At 61.6% G+C, this 19101-nt stretch carries 18 protein-coding genes and 1 tRNA gene; 9 read left to right on the forward strand and 10 right to left on the reverse strand.

Annotation, left to right across the window (positions count from 1 at the left end; translation table 11 throughout):
* The first annotated feature begins 274 nt into the window (after positions 1–274).
* Genes hslV through argB form a run of 3 tightly spaced genes read left to right on the forward strand, consistent with a single transcriptional unit; the run spans position 275 to position 3115 of the window.
* Positions 275–817: an ATP-dependent protease subunit HslV gene (hslV, locus tag DVDV_RS12435; RefSeq protein ID WP_075354976.1), complete on the forward strand. Its 543-nt coding sequence runs from the start codon at positions 275–277 to the stop codon at positions 815–817.
* Positions 818–829: 12 nt separating this feature from the next.
* Entirely contained in the window at positions 830–2203 is a 1374-nt protein-coding gene (gene hslU / locus DVDV_RS12440) for an ATP-dependent protease ATPase subunit HslU (protein WP_075354977.1), read from the forward strand.
* Positions 2204–2221: 18 nt separating this feature from the next.
* Positions 2222–3115, forward strand: a complete 894-nt coding sequence (argB, locus tag DVDV_RS12445; protein ID WP_075354996.1) for an acetylglutamate kinase — start codon at positions 2222–2224, stop codon at positions 3113–3115.
* A gap of 277 nt (positions 3116–3392) precedes the next feature.
* Here the strand turns inward: argB and DVDV_RS12450 are convergent, their stop codons facing one another.
* Entirely contained in the window at positions 3393–4043 is a 651-nt protein-coding gene (locus DVDV_RS12450) for a flavodoxin family protein (protein WP_075354978.1), read from the reverse strand.
* A gap of 308 nt (positions 4044–4351) precedes the next feature.
* Complete coding sequence (gene pyrR / locus DVDV_RS12455; protein ID WP_303046331.1) at positions 4352–4888, reverse strand: bifunctional pyr operon transcriptional regulator/uracil phosphoribosyltransferase PyrR; 537 nt, start codon at positions 4886–4888, stop codon at positions 4352–4354.
* Between the two features lie 146 nt (positions 4889–5034).
* On the opposite strand from pyrR, the gene DVDV_RS23415 reads away from it, so the two are divergent.
* The 5 genes from DVDV_RS23415 (at position 5035) to DVDV_RS12475 (ending at position 8724) form a co-directional block, all read left to right on the forward strand.
* Positions 5035–5355, forward strand: coding sequence for an IscA/HesB family protein (locus DVDV_RS23415; protein ID WP_231583746.1), 321 nt, complete (start codon positions 5035–5037; stop codon positions 5353–5355).
* A gap of 332 nt (positions 5356–5687) precedes the next feature.
* On the forward strand, positions 5688–6026 hold the full coding sequence (locus DVDV_RS12460; RefSeq protein WP_075354979.1) for an IscA/HesB family protein: 339 nt from the start codon (positions 5688–5690) through the stop codon (positions 6024–6026).
* A 109-nt stretch (positions 6027–6135) separates the two neighbouring features.
* A complete protein-coding gene (locus tag DVDV_RS12465; protein WP_075354980.1) occupies positions 6136–6471 on the forward strand; it encodes a hypothetical protein in 336 nt (111 codons plus the stop codon).
* Between the two features lie 129 nt (positions 6472–6600).
* Positions 6601–6987 (forward strand): response regulator transcription factor, encoded by a 387-nt coding sequence (locus tag DVDV_RS12470; protein WP_043631932.1) that lies wholly within the window; start codon positions 6601–6603, stop codon positions 6985–6987.
* Between the two features lie 24 nt (positions 6988–7011).
* Complete coding sequence (locus tag DVDV_RS12475) at positions 7012–8724, forward strand: HD domain-containing phosphohydrolase (RefSeq protein WP_075354981.1); 1713 nt, start codon at positions 7012–7014, stop codon at positions 8722–8724.
* 269 nt (positions 8725–8993) lie between these two features.
* Here the strand turns inward: DVDV_RS12475 and fabZ are convergent, their stop codons facing one another.
* From fabZ to lysS, 6 genes are all read right to left on the reverse strand, one after another.
* Positions 8994–9464, reverse strand: a complete 471-nt coding sequence (gene fabZ, locus DVDV_RS12480) for a 3-hydroxyacyl-ACP dehydratase FabZ (protein WP_075354982.1) — start codon at positions 9462–9464, stop codon at positions 8994–8996.
* A gap of 72 nt (positions 9465–9536) precedes the next feature.
* The gene (locus tag DVDV_RS12485) at positions 9537–10043 is read right to left on the reverse strand and encodes an OmpH family outer membrane protein (protein ID WP_075354983.1); all 507 of its coding nucleotides are present in this window, start codon (positions 10041–10043) and stop codon (positions 9537–9539) included.
* 113 nt (positions 10044–10156) lie between these two features.
* On the reverse strand, positions 10157–12811 hold the full coding sequence (gene bamA / locus DVDV_RS12490; protein WP_075354984.1) for an outer membrane protein assembly factor BamA: 2655 nt from the start codon (positions 12809–12811) through the stop codon (positions 10157–10159).
* Positions 12783–13481: an ABC transporter ATP-binding protein gene (locus DVDV_RS12495; protein WP_075354985.1), complete on the reverse strand. Its 699-nt coding sequence runs from the start codon at positions 13479–13481 to the stop codon at positions 12783–12785. Before DVDV_RS12495 ends, bamA begins: the two co-directional genes overlap by 29 nt.
* A complete protein-coding gene (locus DVDV_RS12500) occupies positions 13474–14703 on the reverse strand; it encodes a lipoprotein-releasing ABC transporter permease subunit (RefSeq protein ID WP_075354986.1) in 1230 nt (409 codons plus the stop codon). Before DVDV_RS12500 ends, DVDV_RS12495 begins: the two co-directional genes overlap by 8 nt.
* Entirely contained in the window at positions 14700–16289 is a 1590-nt protein-coding gene (lysS, locus tag DVDV_RS12505) for a lysine--tRNA ligase (RefSeq protein ID WP_075354987.1), read from the reverse strand. Before lysS ends, DVDV_RS12500 begins: the two co-directional genes overlap by 4 nt.
* A gap of 230 nt (positions 16290–16519) precedes the next feature.
* On the opposite strand from lysS, the gene DVDV_RS12510 reads away from it, so the two are divergent.
* Positions 16520–16595: transfer RNA gene (locus DVDV_RS12510), tRNA-Asn, on the forward strand.
* A 91-nt stretch (positions 16596–16686) separates the two neighbouring features.
* Here the strand turns inward: DVDV_RS12510 and DVDV_RS12515 are convergent.
* Positions 16687–17766 (reverse strand): ATP-binding protein, encoded by a 1080-nt coding sequence (locus DVDV_RS12515; RefSeq protein WP_075354988.1) that lies wholly within the window; start codon positions 17764–17766, stop codon positions 16687–16689.
* Between the two features lie 388 nt (positions 17767–18154).
* On the reverse strand, positions 18155–18727 hold the full coding sequence (locus DVDV_RS12520) for a hypothetical protein (RefSeq protein WP_075354989.1): 573 nt from the start codon (positions 18725–18727) through the stop codon (positions 18155–18157).
* Positions 18728–19101: the final 374 nt, after the last annotated feature.

Genomic DNA, 19101 nt, shown 5'->3' on the forward strand with positions numbered 1-19101 from the left:
GGCGTGAGAGAATGGTTGTTGGATTTTGGGGTGCGGACCACTCGCGGAAGCCGCGACCGGCCCGCACCCCAAAATCCAACAACCAACTCGCCAGCGGCCCCGAAGCGGGGCCGCATTTTCGAAGACGCATCGAGACAGTCGGCTGGGAATAACAGTATCAATCAAACACCCCCCCTTGAAGAGTTTTTTGGGGAAGGTGGGGGTCTGGGGGAGGAAACCCCTTTTTTCAAAAAAGGGGTTTGCCTCCCCCGAGCCGCCGGAGGCACATACACATATGGAACTGCGTGGGACGACGATACTTGCTGTACGGACCGAGGCCGGGGTGGCCGTGGCTGGCGATGGCCAGGTGACGCTTGGACAGGCCATTGCCGTCAAGCACACGGCGCGCAAGGTGCGGCGGATGTATAAGGACAAAGTGGTCATCGGGTTTGCCGGGGCCACGGCTGATGCCTTTACGCTGTTTGAGCGGTTCGAGGCCAAGCTGGAGGAATTCGGCGGCAATCTGGTCCGGGCCAGCGTGGAGTTGGCCAAGGATTGGCGCAAGGATAAGTACTTGAGACGGTTGGAGGCCATGATGATCGTGGCCGACGCCGGCAACGTGCTGATGCTCTCCGGCACGGGCGATGTCATTGAGCCGGACGACGGCGCAGCGGCCATTGGGTCGGGTGGTCCGTATGCCTTGGCGGCGGCCCGGGCGCTCCTGCGCAATACCGCGTTGTCGCCCCGGGAGATTGTGGAGAAATCCATGGGCATCGCTGCCGAGATGTGCGTCTACACCAACGACCGCCTTGTGGTGGAGACGATTGAACGGGTTTAACGAGGAGTTGCCATGCACGCCAGTCTGACGCCGCGCGAGATCGTTTCCGAACTCGACAAATATATCATCGGCCAGAGCGACGCCAAGCGCATGGTGGCCATTGCCATGCGCAACCGCTGGCGTCGCCAGCAGATCGAGCCGGTCTTGCGCGAGGAGATCGCGCCCAAAAACATCATCATGATCGGACCCACAGGCGTGGGCAAAACCGAGATAGCCCGGCGTCTGGCCAAGCTGGCCGGGTCGCCGTTTTTCAAGGTCGAGGCCACCAAGTTCACCGAGGTCGGCTATGTCGGCCGCGACGTGGAATCCATGGTGCGCGACCTGATGGAGATCGGGGTCAATCTGGTGCGCAAGGAGGAGCTGGCCCGGGTGGCGGTCAAGGCCGAAAAAGCGGCCGAAGAACGCCTGCTCGACATCCTGCTGCCCGAATCCGCCCGCACGGGCATGGCCCCTGTTCCCATGATGTCGGCGCTGGAGGCTCCGGCCGCGCCGCCCGAGGATGCGGGCATAAGCACCCGGGAAAAGCTGCGCAAGCTCTGGCGCGAGGGCAAGCTCGACGACCGCATGGTGCCGGTCGAGGTGTCCGTCCCCTCGCCCCAGGTGGAAATCATGTCCATGCCCGGCATGGAAGACATGGGCAGCCAGTTCAAGGACATGTTTTCCAAGGTCTTTCCCCAACGCAAAAAAACCCGCACCATGCGGGTGCGAGACGCCTACGAGGTGCTTTTGCAGGAGGAATCCGACCGTCTGGTGGACATGGACAAGGTGTCCGAGACGGCCAAGGAGCGCGTGGAGCAGACCGGCATCATCTTTATCGACGAGATCGACAAGATCTGCGGCAAGCAGGGCGGCGGGCAAGGGCCGGACGTGTCGCGCGAGGGCGTGCAGCGCGACCTGCTGCCCGTGGTCGAAGGCTGCGTGGTCAATACCAAGTACGGCATGGTCAGGACCGACCATGTCCTTTTCATTGCCGCCGGCGCGTTTCACTTCTCCAAGCCCTCCGACCTCGTGCCGGAGTTGCAGGGCCGCTTCCCTTTGCGGGTGGAGTTGCGGGCGCTTACGGCCGAGGACTTCTACCGCATCCTGACCGAGCCGAAAAATGCCCTGACCGTGCAGTACCGGGCGCTTCTGGCCACCGAGGGCGTGGCGCTGGAATTCACCGACGAGGCCCTTCGCGAAGTGGCGGCCTTTGCCCAGCGCATCAACGAAGAGACCGAGAACATCGGAGCCCGACGGCTCTATACCATCATGGAAAAAATCCTGTCCGACCTGTCCTTTGCCGCATCGGACCAGGGCGGCCAGACCGTGGTCGTGGACCCGGACTATGTCCGCGCCAACCTCGCCGACGTGGCCGAGGACCGGGATTTGTCCCGCTACATTCTCTAGACAACCGGAGACCAGATGATGAACCGCGAACACGCCAAAGCCCACCTGCTCCTGGAAGCCCTGCCGTACATCCGCCAGTTTTTCGGCAAGACCGTGGTCATCAAATACGGCGGCCACGCCATGGTGGACGAGCATCTGCAAGAGAGCTTTGCCTTAAACGTCATCCTGCTCAAATACATCGGCATAAATCCGGTCATCGTCCATGGCGGCGGACCGCAGATCGGCCACATGCTCAAGCTGCTCAACATCGAAAGCCAGTTCCGCCAGGGCCTTCGCATCACCGACGACGCCACCATGGACGTGGTGGAAATGGTGCTGGTCGGCAAGGTGAATAAAAACATCGTCAATCTCATCAACTTAAACGGCGGCACCGCCGTCGGCCTGTCCGGCAAGGACGGCCGGCTCATCACCGCCAGAAAGCTCGAAATGGTGCTGGAACGCGATGACGCGCCGCCCGAGATCATCGACCTCGGCAAGGTCGGCGAAGTCACCGGCATCAATACCGAGCTGATCACCACCCTGCTCGACAAAGGCTTTATTCCGGTCATCGCCCCGGTCGGCGTGGACGAACACGGCGCGACATACAACATCAACGCCGACACCGTGGCCGGAGCCATGGCCGCCGCCCTGGGGGCCAAGCGCCTGGTGCTCCTGACCGACGTGTCCGGCGTGCTCGACAAGGACAAGACGCTCATTTCCTCCCTCGACATCAAGGAAGCCTCCCAGGCCATGGCCGACGGCGTGCTCAAAGGCGGCATGATCCCCAAGGTCACCTGCTGCATGGAGGCGGTGGACGCGGGCGTGGAAAAAGCCCACATCCTCGACGGCCGGGTGGAGAACTGCATCATCCTGGAGTTCTTCACCAAGTCCGGCATCGGCACCGAGATCGTATGCAAACGGTGTAGTCTATAGAGAGATGAGAAGAGACGGGAAGAGAAGATAAGAGATGAGAAGAAAAGGCAGAAGATGCCTCCGGCGGCCGGGGGGATAATCCCCCCCGGACCCCCTTGAGGGGAAAAGTTTAAAAGGGGTTGGAGTGGCTGGTTTTATTAAAAAAACTCTCTAACAGTCTCCGTAGACGCCCCGATTCCCAACCATCCGGCACGCTTGCGCCCCCCAGGTGGGATTCCAAAGGGCACTGCCCTTTGGCCGCCGGAGGCATCTTCCTCTTCCTGTTCTTCCGCTTCTCTCACACGACAGCGGTGGCCAGACGCTGGCCCAGGGCGTGGGCCTTGGCCAGATCCTGGGGGAAGATCTCTTTGCGCCGTCTGGCCTTGGCGTCGGCGTCCCAGACCGTGCAGAGGTACTTGGAATAGTCGTCGAACTGGTAGGTGTCGGTGGCGGTCAGCACCTCGCAGGCCCCAAAGGTGCGCTCCATGAAGCCTCTGGCCCGTTCGATGAGCGAATCATACTGCCGCCCGATGATGTCCGCCTCCGGCACGTTCATGTCGTAGATCAGGGCTGTCGGGATCTTGCGGGGAAAAATCGAGGCATAGCCCGGGGTGTAGGTCAGATAGGGGAAGAGCATCCGCTCCATGAAAGAGCGCGTTTCCCCGGTCTCCGCCCCGAAATAGACCGGGGTGCCGATGATGAGCGCGTCTGCCGCAGCAGCCTCTTCCAGAAGCGGCTTGAGGCCGTCCTTGACGGCGCACCGGCCGTAATTCTTGCCGCCAATGCGCTTGCACTCAAAACAGCTGATGCAGCCCTTGTAGTCGTAGTCGTACAGGTGGACGAGCCGGGTCGTTGCGCCGGCTGCGGCCGCACCTTCCAGGGCGCTGCCAAGCAGCATGGCGGTATTCCACTTCTTGCGCGGGCTGCCGTTTATAGCCAGAATGTTCATGCGTACTGCCTCCTCGACGGGATATGGCTATCGTGTACGCACAAGTCCCGGGCCGTGCAACGGCTTCCCAAAGAGGTACAGAGGCACTGAAACGATACCATGCCCGGCAATGCCGGGCGTCCTGTCCCGGGCGTTCCCGGAGCCTGCGGCCGGAGAGCGGCTGAAAAGCGGGCTGCCCGTGGGCCGCGCCGCTGCCGCCAGAAAACTGCGGCCAGCCTCGGCGGACAGGGCCCCGGACCGTTGCCGCGCCTTGGCCGCCATGCGGCCCGTTGGGCTTGCGCCCCGGTCCGTCGCCGCGCTCCTGACGCCTACTCCACCAGCAGCACGCCGTCTTCGCCGTCGAGTTCGGCCACGGCCACGTCCACATGTTCGCCCGGTTCGGTGTGCACCCGTTTGCCGACATAATCGGCCTGGATGGGCAGTTCACGGTGGCCGCGCCGGTCAATGAGCACCAGCAGTTCCACGCGTTTGGGCCGGCCGTAATCCAAAAGCGCCTCCAGGGCGGCCCGGATGGTGCGCCCGGAAAAGAGCACGTCGTCGATGAGCACAACACTTTTCCCGTCCAGGGAAAAGGCCAGCTCCGACGGCCCGACCTGGGGCTGCACCTCGCGGGTGGTCCAGTCGTCGCGGTAGAGATTGATGTCGAGCTTGCCAAGCGGCACGTCGCATTTGCCCCGGCCGTCGATGATCGTTTTCAGGCGCGTGGCCAGTTCCGCCCCGCGCCGCTGGATGCCGACCAGGGCCAGCTCGCAGCTCGGGTCGTGGCGCTCGATGATCTCAAAGGCAAGCCGTTCCAGGGTGCGGCGCACTTCGCCCCCGGTCATGATTTTTTTGTGTTTGCTCACAGGCTTTTTCCCCCAGGCTTTTGGACCATCTAGCGCAAAAGGGGAAACTCTGGCAATCGCGCGCCCCCTGGCCGGGCCGATGGTATTTGACTTTCTGATCGGTCATGCTTAGTTGCATCAAACGAGCTTGTCCTACGGAGGTTCCCATGGTTGAGTTGACAGAATCTGCAAAGTCCCAGTTGGATGGGTATTTTGCCGATAAGGAAAAATCCCCCATCCGGATTTATTTGTCCTCAGGCGGTTGAGCGGGTCCAAAATTAGCGCTGGCTCTGGATGAGTCGCGCGAAGCGGACGAGGTGCTCGACGTTTCCGGATACACGTTTGTCATAGAAAAAGAACTCTACGAGAAGGCCTCGCCGCTTAAGGTCGACATGACCTACATGGGCTTCTCGGTTTCTTCGAGCATGGAGCTTGGCGGGGGCGGCGGTTGCGGCTCTTCCTGCTCCAGCGGTTCCTGCTCGGTGTAGTTCGCCGGGCGCATACGTTGGATTGTTTCCAGGCCGGCTTTCCAAGCCGGCCTTTTTTATGCAGCCGGCCGGGCAGCCGCCGGTTGCGCCCGAAAGGGCTGGTGCTTGGGAGGCTTGCGGGGGTCTGGCCCCTGGACGAGGCTAGGCGTTTGGTCCGGTTGGGCGGCCCGGCCGAGCCGACCTGGCGCGGCCCGAAACCACGCGCCGCCTGCGCTGCTCCCCGGCGCGCCATTGATTTTCCCGACACCAACAGGCGTGGCACATAGAGCAGGCTTATTTGACAATCCCATAGGGCGTGATTACCCAATGGTATCTCTCGCCTGGAGGTATCCATGGTTTCCTTGACCGACTCGGCCCGAGCCGAACTGGACAATTACTTCGCCGACAAACAGAAAACCCCTATCCGTGTGTATCTCAACAAGGGTGGGTGCTGTGGCCCGTCCCTGACCCTGGCGTTGGACGAAGCCCGCGACAACGACGACGTGTTCGACCTAAACGGCTACACGTTTGTCGTGGATAAGGAATTGATGGCCGAGGCCACCCCCATCACCGTGGACATGACCGATTACGGCTTTGCCGTTGGTTCAAGCCTCCAGCTTGGCGGCGGTTCCTGCGGTTCCGGTGGTTGCGGCAGCGGTTCCGGCGGTTGCGGCGGCGGCTCCTGCTCCTGACAAACACACACGTCCCAAAGCTCAGTATGAGGCCGGCCCCTGTGCCGGCCTTCTTTTTTCAGAAGACCGGGTCGGTTGACACGGCCGGAAGCGGCCCCTAAAAAAAGGCATGGAAACGAACCAAAGCCCTCATATCCGGCTGACCGCCGCGGCCAGGACTGCTCTGGACACCCTGCTTGGCCCTCAAAACCGCCCGGTATTGCGCGTCTTTCTCTCGTTTCTGCACGAATCCGGCCCGCGCCTGGAGCTTGCCCCGGACCCTCCAACCGACGCAGACACCATCGTCGATCTTGCCGGCCGAACGATCTGCATGAGCAGCCTGCTGCTCGACCAGGCCGCTCCGGTCACCATCGATTGCGGCCCTGGCGGATTTGCCATCCATTCCAGCCTGGATTTTTCCGAGGCCGGCGGCAATTGCGGCGGAGCCTGCGGCTCGCACCATTGATCCGCCCGCCCCTTTGGATTTCGCCCCTTTGGGGTGGGTTTTTTCTTAGTGAATCCGTGTGCGACCTTGCCATTGGCGTGACCATTTACTAGTATTCAAATTGGTTGGCGCTATCCAAAGGAGACGGTCATGCCTGGCAAAATTCTCATCGTCGACGATGAGGTGCACATCCGTATGCTCCTGGAGCAGACCCTCGAAGAGCTTGAGGAAGACTTCGGCATCGACATTCTCTCTGCCCAAAACGGCGAAGAGGGTTTGGCACTTATCAAATCGCAAAAACCGGATGTCGTTTTCCTGGACATCATGATGCCCAAGCTCAACGGCTACGAAGTCTGCCAGCGAGTCAAAGACGATCCGGCCATTACCGACATCGGCATCGTGCTTTTAACCGCCAAGGGCCAGGAAGTGGACCGCCGCCAGGGCCTGGAACTGGGGGCAAGCCGCTACATGACCAAGCCCTTTGACCCGGACGAAGTGCTCAAGGTGGCCAAGGAACTGCTGCGCCTCGATCCTTGATGGGTCATCTCGGGTATTGCCACCATGGTTCCGCTTCGGCGACTTCTCAAAAAACGGGCACTGGCTCCGCTGCTTGCCCGAGCCCAGGCCATGCTCGGACCGGGCTGGCAGACCGACGTTGTGGATGCCGCCCAAAGCGCCCCGGCCCCCGGCTGCCGCCAGGAACCGCTTCGCCTGGACGGAATGCTCATTGGTTATCTGGTTCTGACCCCGCCCGACGACGCCGATCCGGCCGCGATACCCGCTCCTGATCTGGGGCAAAAGGCCCGTTTCGTGGCCGACTGCCTGGAAGCCATCATCGACGGCGAAGCCCTGCGCCGCACCCTGGCCGGGGAAACCCTGACCAAATACCGGGAAATTTCCCTGCTCCACCGGGCCACCCTGGGCCTCAATGGCTCCCTTCGCCCCAAGGACGTGGCCCAGGCCCTGCTCGACGAATGCCGGCGCGGCGAACTGCCGGCCGAGGTCGGCATGGTCTTTTTGCGCGCCCCCGGGGAAACCGCCTTTGCCCCGGTGTGCGCCTACGGCGACACCGCCGCCTGCACCCTGGACCGGGTGGCCGCGTCGGGCCTTTTCCACGACATCTGCACCAGCCAGAAAGGCGAGATCGTCAATGATCTGGCCGCCGACAGCCGGTGGGCAGGCGAAGCGCCGCTCTCGTCGCTGCTGCTCTCCCCCCTGGTTTCGACCAGCCGCTGTGTCGGCATGTTGGTCCTGGGCGGCCCGACGCCCATGCTTTTTGAGGCCAGCCATCTGCAATACATCGGCACCCTGGCCACCGTGGCCGGCATCGCCACGGGCAATGCGCTCCATTTCGACGCCATCCAGGCGCTCATCAACTCCCTCATGCAGGCCCTGGCCACGGCCATCGACGCCCGCGACCCCTTCACAGCCGGCCATTCCCAGCGTGTGGCCCGGCTCGGCGTCGCCCTGGCCCGCACCGTCCATTTCGATACGTCCGCCTTTGCCGAAGTCGCCTTCACACCCCACGACCTCGAAGAACTGCTCTACGCCGGCCTGCTCCACGATGTCGGCAAAATCGGCATCCGCGAGGAAGTCCTGACCAAGGCCACCCGCCTCTCGGCCGGAGTCATGGAGGTTATCGGGCAGCGGCTGGCCCTGCATGGCCTGACCACCGGCCAGGACATGCAGGCCGATTTCCAGGCCCTTTGCCGCATAAACGCCGCCGATGTGGTCACGGCCGACGACGCGGCCCTGGTGGCCCGAATCGGCGCCCGGGAAATCCGCTTCGGCGAGACCGTCATGCCCCTGCTCGGCCCCCGGGAAATCGCTTGTCTGCTCATTGCCCGGGGCAACCTGACCCCGGAGGAGCGCCTGGAAATCGAGCGCCACCCGGCAGAAAGCCACCGCATTCTCCAGCACATCCCTTTCCCTCAAAACATGCAGCGCCTGCTTCCCATCATATCCCAGCACCACGAACGCCTCGATGGTTCGGGCTACCCCGGCCGGCTGCGGGAGGCGGAAATCCTGCTGCAAAGCCGGATCATCGCCATTGTCGACATCTATGACGCCATCACCATGGCCCGGCATTACAAGCCGGCCCTGCCCCGGGAAAAGGCCCTTGGCGTCCTGTGGCAGGAAGCCCGGGCCGGGCGCATCGATGCCCGGCTGGTGCGGCTTTTCGACGACAACATCGACACGGTGGAGCGCGACTGTGCCCGCCTGGAACGCCGCCTCGACCTCAGCGAGTTTCTCCTGACGCCGACACCGGCCTGAACCGGCCGGCCGGTCCCGGCCATCCGAGCGTCCCCCCTGCCTCTTGTTCCTCCGGCCCGGCCAGTCCGACTTTTTTGACACCTTCCTCCGGCATCCCCCGGCCAGACAGCCTTGTTGCCCCACCCGACCGGCAGCCGGGGCCGGCCGGCACCGCGGCCCACCCACGCAACAAAGCCGGGCCTCCCTGCAGGAGCCCGGCTTTACGTGCAGGTGCGCAGCCTCGGTGAGGCCAACCCATCGCCAGCCCCGGACCAAAGCCCGGTTACAAACTAGGGCAGGGTTGCGGCGTCCACCACGGCTGCGCTCAGTTCGGCCTCGGCCACAACCTGGCCGTCAACCGTGGCCTGGGCCGACATCTTGCACAGCGTCAGGCGGCGCTTGAGATTGAAGCAGCGCAGGGTGAGCTGGTCGCCCGGCACGACCGGCCGGCGAAACTTGGCCTTTTCCACCCCGGTAAACATGAAAATGCGATTGCCAAGCGGCCCTTCGAGGGATTTGGACACCAAAATCCCCCCGGCCTGGGCCAGGGCCTCGAGGATGAGCATTCCGGGCATGACCGGCGCTCCGGGGAAATGGCCCGGGAAAAACGGCTCGTTTATGGTCACGTTCTTGATCGCGGTGATGGATTCGCCCGGAACATAGGCCAGCACCCGGTCCACGAGCAGAAAGGGGAAGCGGTGGGGCAAAAGCGTTTGAATCTCATTGATGGTGATCACGCCTGAAGCGTCCTGTCCGGTCATAGCCCGTCCCTCCATGTAAAAAAAGGCCGGGACGCAGCAACGTCCCGGCCCGAAATCATGCCAGCCTGTGTTCTATTTGCCCTTGTCGAACTCGGCCTGGACAGCCGCAGTCACGTCAAGCTTGGGATCGAAGTAGGGCACGGAGTGCGATTCGAGGATGACGGAATAGCCGTTTTTGGCTGCGTAGTCGCTAACGACCTTCTGCAGGCGGGTGAGCAGGGGCTGGAGCACGCTCTGCTGGGCCTGCTGTTCTTCCTGCTGCAGCTTGTTGCGGTCTTCCATGTACTTGCGCGCCTTGCCTTCAAAGTCGGCGGCCTTGGTCTTCATGGCGTCCTGGGACAGGGCCACGCTCTTTTTCTGCAGCTCGTCCTGCATTTTCTTCAGGTCGTCGCCCTGGGCGGCCAGAGCCTTTTCCCGGGATTCAAACTTGGCCTTGAGGCCCCCCAGGGCGGATTTGCCGGCGCTGGAGTTGGACATGGCGTCATCAAGGTTGATGACCCCGATCTTTCCCTGGGCCTGCGCCGCCATGGGCACAGCCAACACGGCCATAACGATCATAATCCGAAACAGAACGCCCATTATGTAGCTCCTTGCTGATTCCATGTTTTCGGGGGGCGCGCGCCCCCCGGTGTCATTTCGTGGCGAACCGACCGCCCGCTGCTACCGTGGGATTCCCGCGGCATCAGACGGCTTTAGAAGGTCTGCCCCATGGAGAAACCGATCTGCGACGGCTGCATATTATGCTTGGAAGCGTCGAGACCGTAACCGTATTCCACCCGGATAAGGCCCAGGGGCGAGTACCAGCGGACTCCCGCGCCCACGCCCTTGTACAGGTCGAAGTCGACGTCGGAAACATCCATCCAGGAATTACCGGCGTCAAAGAAGGCAACGCCGTACAGGCCGTTGGACTTGCTGATGGGGAAGATGGCTTCAAAGTTGGTGAAGAACTCGGCCTTGCCGCCGATACGCTCGCCGGTCCAGGGGTCGCGGGGCGAAATCTTGTCGAGTTCGTAGCCGCGCACGTTGTTGATGCCGCCGAGGTAGAAGCGCTCGTACACCGGGATGTCGCCGCCGAAGTTCGAGAACAGTGTCCCGGCCTGACCGCGCCAGTGGAAGACGCTGTCAAAGGGCAGGGGGTAGAAGATGTTCGAGGTGAACATCGGCTTGACAAAGGCGTCATCGCCGCCAACCGCGCCGCCGGCGTATTCCAGGCCCAGCGTGTTCTTGGTGCCCTTGGTGGGCTTGGTGGCGCTGTCCACGGTGTCGCGGTCGATTTCGGCGTAGACCGAACTCGTCCAGTGCCAGCCCGCAGACTGGGTGATCACGCTCGAGGCATAGGGGTTGGTGTGGTAGATGTGGTAATGGTCCAGACGGTAATCCCAGGACAGAATCGTGTATTCGCCAAGCGGGTAGGCAAAACGCATCTTGGCCCCGGTCGTGGACTTCTTGAAGTCGTCGTAGGCGCGGTAGACCTGATAGATGTCCATGCCTGCGGACAGTTTCGAGTCGTAGACGTGGGGATTGGTAAAGGACAGGATGCCGCGGCTGGACTTGCCGCTGAACATGCCCTGGAACTTGGCGTGGTAGCCCTTGCCGAAGAGGTTTTTCTCCTCGACCGAACCGCCGAAGAACACGCTGTCCGAAGTCGAGTAGCCGGCGCCGAGGCTGATGGAGCCGGTGTTCTTGTCCTTGACCTTGACCTTGATGTCGACTTCGCCGGGGTTGTCGGTGGGCACGGTCTCGATGTCGAGCTTCTCGAAGTACTCAAGCTTGTCCAGACGCTCGTTGGAACGGCGCAGCTTGGAGCCGGAGAACTGGTCGCCGTCGGCCAGCCGGACTTCGCGGCGGATGACGTTGTCACGGGTCTTGTCGTTGCCCTCGATGGTGACGCGGCGCACGTAGACCTTGCGGCCCTTGGTGATGGTGTAGCCCACGTCGATGGTCTTGGTGTCGGGATGCTTTTGCATGTCGACGTCGGCCTCGGCAAAGGCGTAGCCGTCGTCGGCATAGAGTTCGGCCAGGGCGTTTAGGTCGTCGCGCACCACCGACCGGTTGAAGTATTCGCCGGAGGCGGCCAGCTCGTCGAGCTTGATCCGCTCCATCAGCTTGGGCTGGTCGTAGAGCAGGTCGCCGGTGAAGGCCACGGAGCCGACCTTGTAGCGGTCGCCTTCCTCAACCCGGAAGATGACGGTGATGCCGTCGTCGCCGTAGATGACTTCGGGCTGGCCGACCTTGGCGTCAACAAAGCCGCGGTTGGCGTAGTAGGCTTCCAGGGCGGCGGCATCGCGCTCGAGCATTTCTTCCTTGAGCACGCCCGTGCCGGTGACCCAGGACCAGAAGTGGCGGGTGGAGGTGGCCAGTTCGCTGCTCAGATCGCCTTCCGGGATCTGCTTGGCCCTTCGATCTTGACTTCCTTGATATAGATGCTTCTTGGGCTCCTTGACGACGATGTTGAGGCGGGCGATGCGGGGATCGGTCTGCTCCAACTCGTAGGTGACTTCGGTCTTGTAGTAGCCTTTCTTGCTGTAGAGTTCCCGGATCTTGCCCAGGTCGTCGGCCAGCACCTTGAGGTTCAAGACGCCGCCGGTCTTGGTGCTCATGGCTTCCAGGATGTCGTCTTTTTTCACGTCGCCGTTGCCGACCACGCCGATGGCCTGGATGCGCGGTTTTTCCTTGACCACAAAGGTCAGGCGCTTGCCGCCGGGGACGGCGTCGAGGCGCACCTGGACGTCGTCGAAATAGCCCAGTTCGAAGAGCTTTTTGATGTCGTCGTTGACGGCCTTGGGATCATAGGTCTGGTTGACCTGGCTTTTGATCTTGAGGATGACCACTTCCTTGTCGAGAATCGAGTTGCCCTCGACATCGACTTCCAGGATGCGGTCCGAGCCGCCGGCCGCAGACACGGCCACCAGGGGCCGGATCTTGTCAGCCAGTTCGGCTGCGGCAGCGTCGAGGCCCACGGCGTTTTTGGCCGAGGCAAAAACCGCCTGCGGCTCGCCGCCGGACACCTTGGCCACCCGGGCGTCGAGGCTCAGGCCTTCGCCGACCTTGGAAATGCTGCCGAAAACAACATAGTCGGCCCGGGCCGTCGCGGCCAGCTTGCGGGCAGCGGCGACATTGGGCGCGGTCTTGCCGCTCTCGGCCTGGGCAGCGACCCCGCCGGCCTTGAGCTTGTCGGCCAGAATCTGGGGAAGGCTTCCCTGGACGGAATGCAAGGCGTCGGCCGCATTGATCTCAAAGGGCACTACCAGCACTTTGCCGGACTGGGCCAGGGCCTGTCCGGCGGCCACAACCAGGCACGCGACGAGCAACAGCCCTTTAAGACCGAGTTTTTTCATTCCGCGCATAGAGTTCTCCACCCTGCAGCTCCAGTCTCCGGCCCATAAGAGCGGCCAGGTTATGGTTGTGTGTGACCACAACCAACGTCATGCCTAACTCGGCGTTGAGGCGGGCGAGCATTTCGCCGACCCGGGCGCCAGTGGCTTCGTCGAGATTACCGGTGGGTTCATCGGCCAAAAGAACAGATGGCCGCAACAGGACAGCACGGGCGATGGCCGCCCTCTGTCTCTCTCCCCCGGAAAGGGTTGTTACCCTGTGTTCGGCCCTTTCATCAAGTCCCACGAGCGACAAAGATGCCCTCGCCTGCGCAAAAGCCTGTTTTCTTTCGGTGCCGGCGATCAGGGCCGGCATGGCCACGTTTTCCAGTGTCGTGAACTCGGGAAGCAAATGGTGAAACTGAAAAACGAATCCGATCTCATGGTTACGTATCGACGCCGCCTCTTTGACGGTCAGTTTCGACAGGTCCCGGCCGGCAAAATGGATCGTTCCCGAGGTCGGCTGGTCCAGTGCGCCCAAAAGATGGAGCAGGGAAGATTTTCCCGATCCCGACGCGCCCAGGATGGCCAGGGAGTCGCCCGGGGCAATGGTGAAATCCAGGCCCGTCAGCACCGTCACTTCCTCGGCCGGGCCCTGGTAGACCTTGCGGACCTGGCGCAGCTCGTAAAGGGCCTCACTCATGGCGAAGGGCCTCCACGGGCTTGAGTCCCGCCGCCTGCCGGGCCGGATACAGGGTGGCCAGGAAACACAGCGTCAAGGATGTCAGGCCGATAATGACCAGATCGGGCCAGTCGAGCTTCACGGGCAGATGGTCCATGGGATAGACGTCGCCGGGAATCTTGATGAACTGGTACTTTTCCAGGGCCAGGGCCACGCCGAGCCCCAGGGCGAAGCCGAGCGCCGTGCCCACCAGGCCGATGATCGCGCCCTGAAGCATGAAAATGGTGCGGATGGCCGCCGGCGTCGCCCCCATGGACATGAGGATGGCGATGTCGCGGGTTTTTTCCATGACCAGCATGACCAGGGTGGTGATGATGGAAAACGAACCCACGACCACGATCATGACCAAAATCACGAACATGGCGGTCTTTTCCAGGTGCAGCGCCTTAAACAGGTTGCCGTTCATGTCGATCCAGGTGCGCACGAACACCGGCGGCCCGCCCAGGGCCGTGCGCACGGCCGGCGCCAGGCTGTCCACGGTGTCGACATCGACGGCCTTGAGTTCCAGGCCGGAGACGATGTCGCGCTTAAACCCGAGCAGTTCCTGGGCAGCCGGGATGGAGACGTAAGCCAGGGTCGAGTCGTACTCGTACATGCCGGACTTGAACATCCCGCACAGGACAAACGTCTTGACCTTGGGCGAGAACCCGGCCGCGCTTTCCTTGCCGGCCGGCGACATGAGGTTGACCGTGTCGCCAACGGACAGGCCCAGGCGGTCGGCCAGCTCGCGCCCGACGATGATGCCCGGGAAAAGCCCGGGCGCAGCCAGATCGTCCAGGCTGCCGGCAATCATCTCCCGGGGCAGGGCCAGCACCCGTCCGGCCGAAGCCCCGTCCACCCCGCGAAGGACCACTCCCTTGACCCCGCGCGCACTGGACAGCATGACCTCGGTATAGACGAAAGGCGTGGCCCCGGCCACACCGGGCACCGCTTCGGCCTTTTCCATGAGCAAGCGGTAGTCGTGCATGGCTCCGCCGGCCACCGCCGCCACCATATGGGCGTTGATGCCGAGGATCTTGTCCCGAAGCTCGGTGGAAAACCCGTGCATGACGCCGACCACCACGATCAGCGAGGCCACTCCGAGTCCCACCCCGAGGATGGAAATCAGGGAGATGACCGAGATGAATGCCTGCTTCTGGCGGGCTGTGAGATAGCGTCGGGCAATGAAAAGTTCGAACTTCATGAACCCGGCTGGCCTTCAGGCCGCAGCAACGGAAACAGGATCACCTCGCGAATCGAGGCCTGGTCGGTCAAAAGCATGACCAGCCGGTCAATGCCGATGCCCTCGCCGGCCGCCGGGGGCATCCCGTATTCCAGCGCCCGGACGTAGTCTTCGTCCATGCGGTGGGCTTCGTCGTCGCCGGCTTCCTTCTCGCGGACCTGATCCTCAAAGCGTTGGCGCTGGTCCACGGGATCGTTCAATTCGGAAAAGGCGTTGGCCATTTCCCGACCGGCGATAAACAGCTCAAACCGGTCGGTGATCTCGGGGTTCTCGGCGTTGCGGCGCGAGAGCGGCGAGATCTCCGTGGGATAGTGGTAGATGAAATGGGGCTGGATGAGTTTGGGCTCAACAAAGATGTCGAAGAGCTTGGCCTGCACCTTGCCGAGCTTTTCGCCCTTGAGCACCTTTTCGCCGTTTTTTTCCACCAGGGCCTTGGCTGCGTCAAAATCGGCGATGACGGCCGGATCGATGCCGCCGATTTTCTCGATGGATTCATGGAAGGCCAGTCTGGCCCAGCCCGGGGCGAGGGCAATCTGGTGGCCCTGGTATTCCACCGTGTCCGAACCGGTGACCGCCTTGGCCAGGCGCGAAAACAGGCGTTCGGTCAGGTCCATGAGGTCGGTATACCGGGCATAGGCCCAGTAAAACTCGCACATGGTGAATTCGGGATTGTGCCGGGTGGACACGCCTTCGTTGCGAAATTGGCGTCCGACCTCGTAGACCTTCTCAAAGCCGCCCACAAGCAGGCGCTTCAAATACAGCTCCGGGGCGATGCGCATGAAAAGGGGCATGTCCAGGGCGTTGTGATGCGTGACAAAGGGCCGGGCCGTGGCGCCGCCGGGGATGGCCTGCATCATGGGGGTTTCCACCTCCATGAAGCCGGAGTCGTCGAGGAAGGCGCGCAGTTCCCGGATGATGGTGGTGCGGGCCTTGAAAATCTCGACCGAGCGCGGGGTGACGATCAGGTCCACGTAGCGCTGGCGGTAGCGGGTCTCCACGTCTTTTAAGCCGTGGTACTTCTCCGGCAGCGGGCGCATGGACTTGGTGACCAGACGCACGGCGTCGGCATGCAGGGTGAGTTCGCCGGTCTTGGTGCGGAAAAGCCGCCCGGACACGCCGACGATGTCGCCGATGTCGAACTTTTTAAAAACCGTATAGGCTTCCTGGCCAAGCGTTTCGCGCTCGGCAAAGACCTGGATGCGGCCCGAGGAATCCTGGATGGTGAAAAAGGCCACCTTGCCAAAGGAGCGCAGGGAGACGATGCGTCCGGCCAGCCGGAAGGCCTGGTCCAGGGCGGCCAGGGTCTCCTCGTCCAGGGGCTCGTGGCTCTGGGCCACGGCACCGATATCGTCGCCTTTTTCAAAGTCGTTGGGATACAGGGGGACCCCGTCGTCAAGGAGCTGGACTGCCTTGGCGATGCGGTTCTTGAAGACCTCGTTGAGCTCATCACGGGCGTCCAGGCTTTCGAGCAGAGGACGGAAATCCTCCACCCGCTTGGACTTGACCGCGAGCTTGTATTCTTTCTTACGTGGCGCGTCGCTGCCCACGGCGATTCTCCGTTGCTGCAAATCGGTTGTGCCCCCCGGGACGGCCGGGCAAGCGCATTTGCCTACGAGAAATACCGTGTGGCGTCAAGAATGGCGAGGGAAAGCTTTTGCCCCGCCCCGGAGGCCAGGGCATGGCCGCCAGGTGAAACAGCCGTTTTTTTTCGCGGACTGCAAAAAACACCCTTGACGGGTCGGCGGGATAGGGATAAATGCCTTCCTCGCCTTGCTGATCCCCGGTAGCTCAATTGGCAGAGCGGGTGACTGTTAATCACTAGGTTGGCGGTTCGAGTCCGTCCCGGGGAGCCAGATAATTCAGGGAGCCAGACAAACGTCTGGCTCCTTTTTTCGTTGGCGCATCCAATCCGCCGAGACGGCAAATGCCGCCCGGGCTCCGGCCTCAATACCGTGAATAGGTCTGAACATCCTCCTGGAACTGGGTCATAACCTCGTCGGTCAGGGAGGGACGGACCAGGCCGATCTTCTCCAGGATGCATTCCGTGGTCACCGCGAAGTCCTTTCCGGTCTCGTATTCCCGGTCAAAGGCGTACTGGGCAATGAGCTGATAGAGGTGTTCCAGGTCGGCCGGAGTGAAATACCGCGTCTTTTGGACAATGAGATCCAGGTCGATATCCCCGACATTGATCCGGGCATTGTGGTATTCCAGAATGGTCCGGCGTCCGTCGTCATCAAGGAATCCCACCGGGATGATGCAGTCAAAGCGCCCGGGACGCAGCAAGGCCGTGTCCAGTTGGCGGACATAGTTGGTGGCGCACACCAACAGCACCTTGTTGGCCTGGCTCTTGAGCAGGGGGACCTGCTTGAGAAACTCGTTGGTAATCGACCGGTCGATGCGGTCGGCCTCGTCCCGGCTGGCGGCAAGTTCCTCGAACTCGTCAATGAAGATGACGGCTTCCTCGAGCCGGCGGGCCTTTTCCATGGTGGCGCGCAGGTTGGCGCCGATTCTGTCCACGCCCTCGGCCATGAGCATGCTGGGAGCGATCTCGATGAACCACCAGCCAAGAATCCCGGCCATGGCTTTGACGAAATGGGTTTTTCCCGTGCCGGGAGGGCCGAAGAAGACAATGGCCTTGGGAATGACCACGCCGTGCTTTTTCGACAGGTTCTCTTCCTTGAGCGGCCGGATGATTCGTTTCTGGACGAGCTGCTTGGGCGGCTGGGAATCAGAGATGGTTTTCCAGATATCCCGGTCGATGTACTGGGCCCCCATTTCGCCGAGCAGGTCGGCCTGACGCCCCAGGTGCGGGTCCTGGCCCGCCTCGAAGTTGTCCAGAAAATCAATGCAGGCGGCCCGGAAGCCCACGTCCCGGCCGAGTTTCTCGGACAATATCCACTTGTGGTCCATGACTTTTCGCCACAAGTCGGCGGCAATCGTCTCCTCAAATCTGATGCCGCTGGCATCGAAAATTTTCGTACTGCAATCTGTCAGCTCGACGGGATCCAATATCTGCGTTTGCATGGCTTTTCCTCCTTCATAACAAGCAAAATTCATTGTTAAAATGAATATGCCTTGGGATGTGCCTGCGTGGAATAATTGACTGGGTTTGAAAAATGACGGCGGGAAGTATGAAAAAGGTTGGACGTGATGGCTGTTGCTGTCAACCATTATTTCATCATCGCCCGGGGAAAGCCTCTCCCCGGCCGGGGCTGCCCGGGCTGGCACCCTGGCCGGCAGGCCCGAAAAAAACGGCAGGCCCCTGCGTCAGGAAGCAGGCCAGCCAGATGGTCTGCGCTCGTTGGCATCCTGAAGCCCCTCCCGCCGTCCTCGCCGCAACGCCCGGCCAGGGCCTCCGGCTCAGTCCGGGCGGCAGACCGGGCATCAGCCCCGCCCCGGGGACAGGCAGGCGTCACACGGCGTACAGCATTTCCTTGGGCCGGCTCCCGCCGGCCTCGCGGAGATATTTTCGCGCTTCGGCATTGCCCTGAAATGCAGCTTTCTTGATATAGTCAAGTCCAAGCTGCTCTTTCCCCAGCTTGACCAGACAAACGCCGACCCCAAAACAGGCCGTGGTATCCAGAGAATTCTCTTTGTAGATCTTCAAAAAAATTCTGCACGCTCGCCTGTAGTCTTCGCGCTCGGCACATTCGACGGCTTCTGACAGCCTGCCGTCCTCTTCCTGTTTATTTTCCGATCGATATTTTTTATCGAGCAACGCCGTATGCATATCTTCAAAAACAAACCGCACAGCCGAAAAGACAATTATGCTCGAATACAGTATATTTGTATAACGATTGAAGAATGAATCCGTCACAACCACCGTCACAAAGCACAAAACAAGCTGGGAAATTCCAGGAAGAAAAAGTACTACCAAGGCCCAATTGGCCCCATAGCGAAGATTTACATAATATATTGTATAGACATGTAGACACAAGGCCAGCGTGATATACACCGCCCAGGTGATCTTTGAATAATGCTTCACAGCAATGCTACTCCTTGGCACTGGTACGTCATGACAAAGACATGGCAGTCAAGTCTCCATAACCGATTGCCGCCCGCCATCATAGTCAGAACACGAAGGCAGGCCAAAAAAAGTTTGCGCCGGGCCGACAGGCTGCCACGCCGGGCCTGGGCCGCTTGCGGGGCAAGCCAGCGTTTCCGGCCGCCATGGGCTGTCGACGATCAGGCCGTCGTTGTCTGGAACCGTGACAACCTGCCCGGCACAGGTCGTCCGGTTCGAACCCCCGGTAACGGGGCCGGGCTGATTAAATAAAACGCCTGTATTGGATACAATCGAAGAATACCCGAATCCTGGGTATTGACCGGGAGGGATATGGATCCGGCAGGCATGTCGCG

The organism is Desulfovibrio sp. DV (assembly GCF_001936595.1).
In the GTDB taxonomy this organism is placed as follows: Bacteria; Desulfobacterota; Desulfovibrionia; order Desulfovibrionales; family Desulfovibrionaceae; genus Solidesulfovibrio.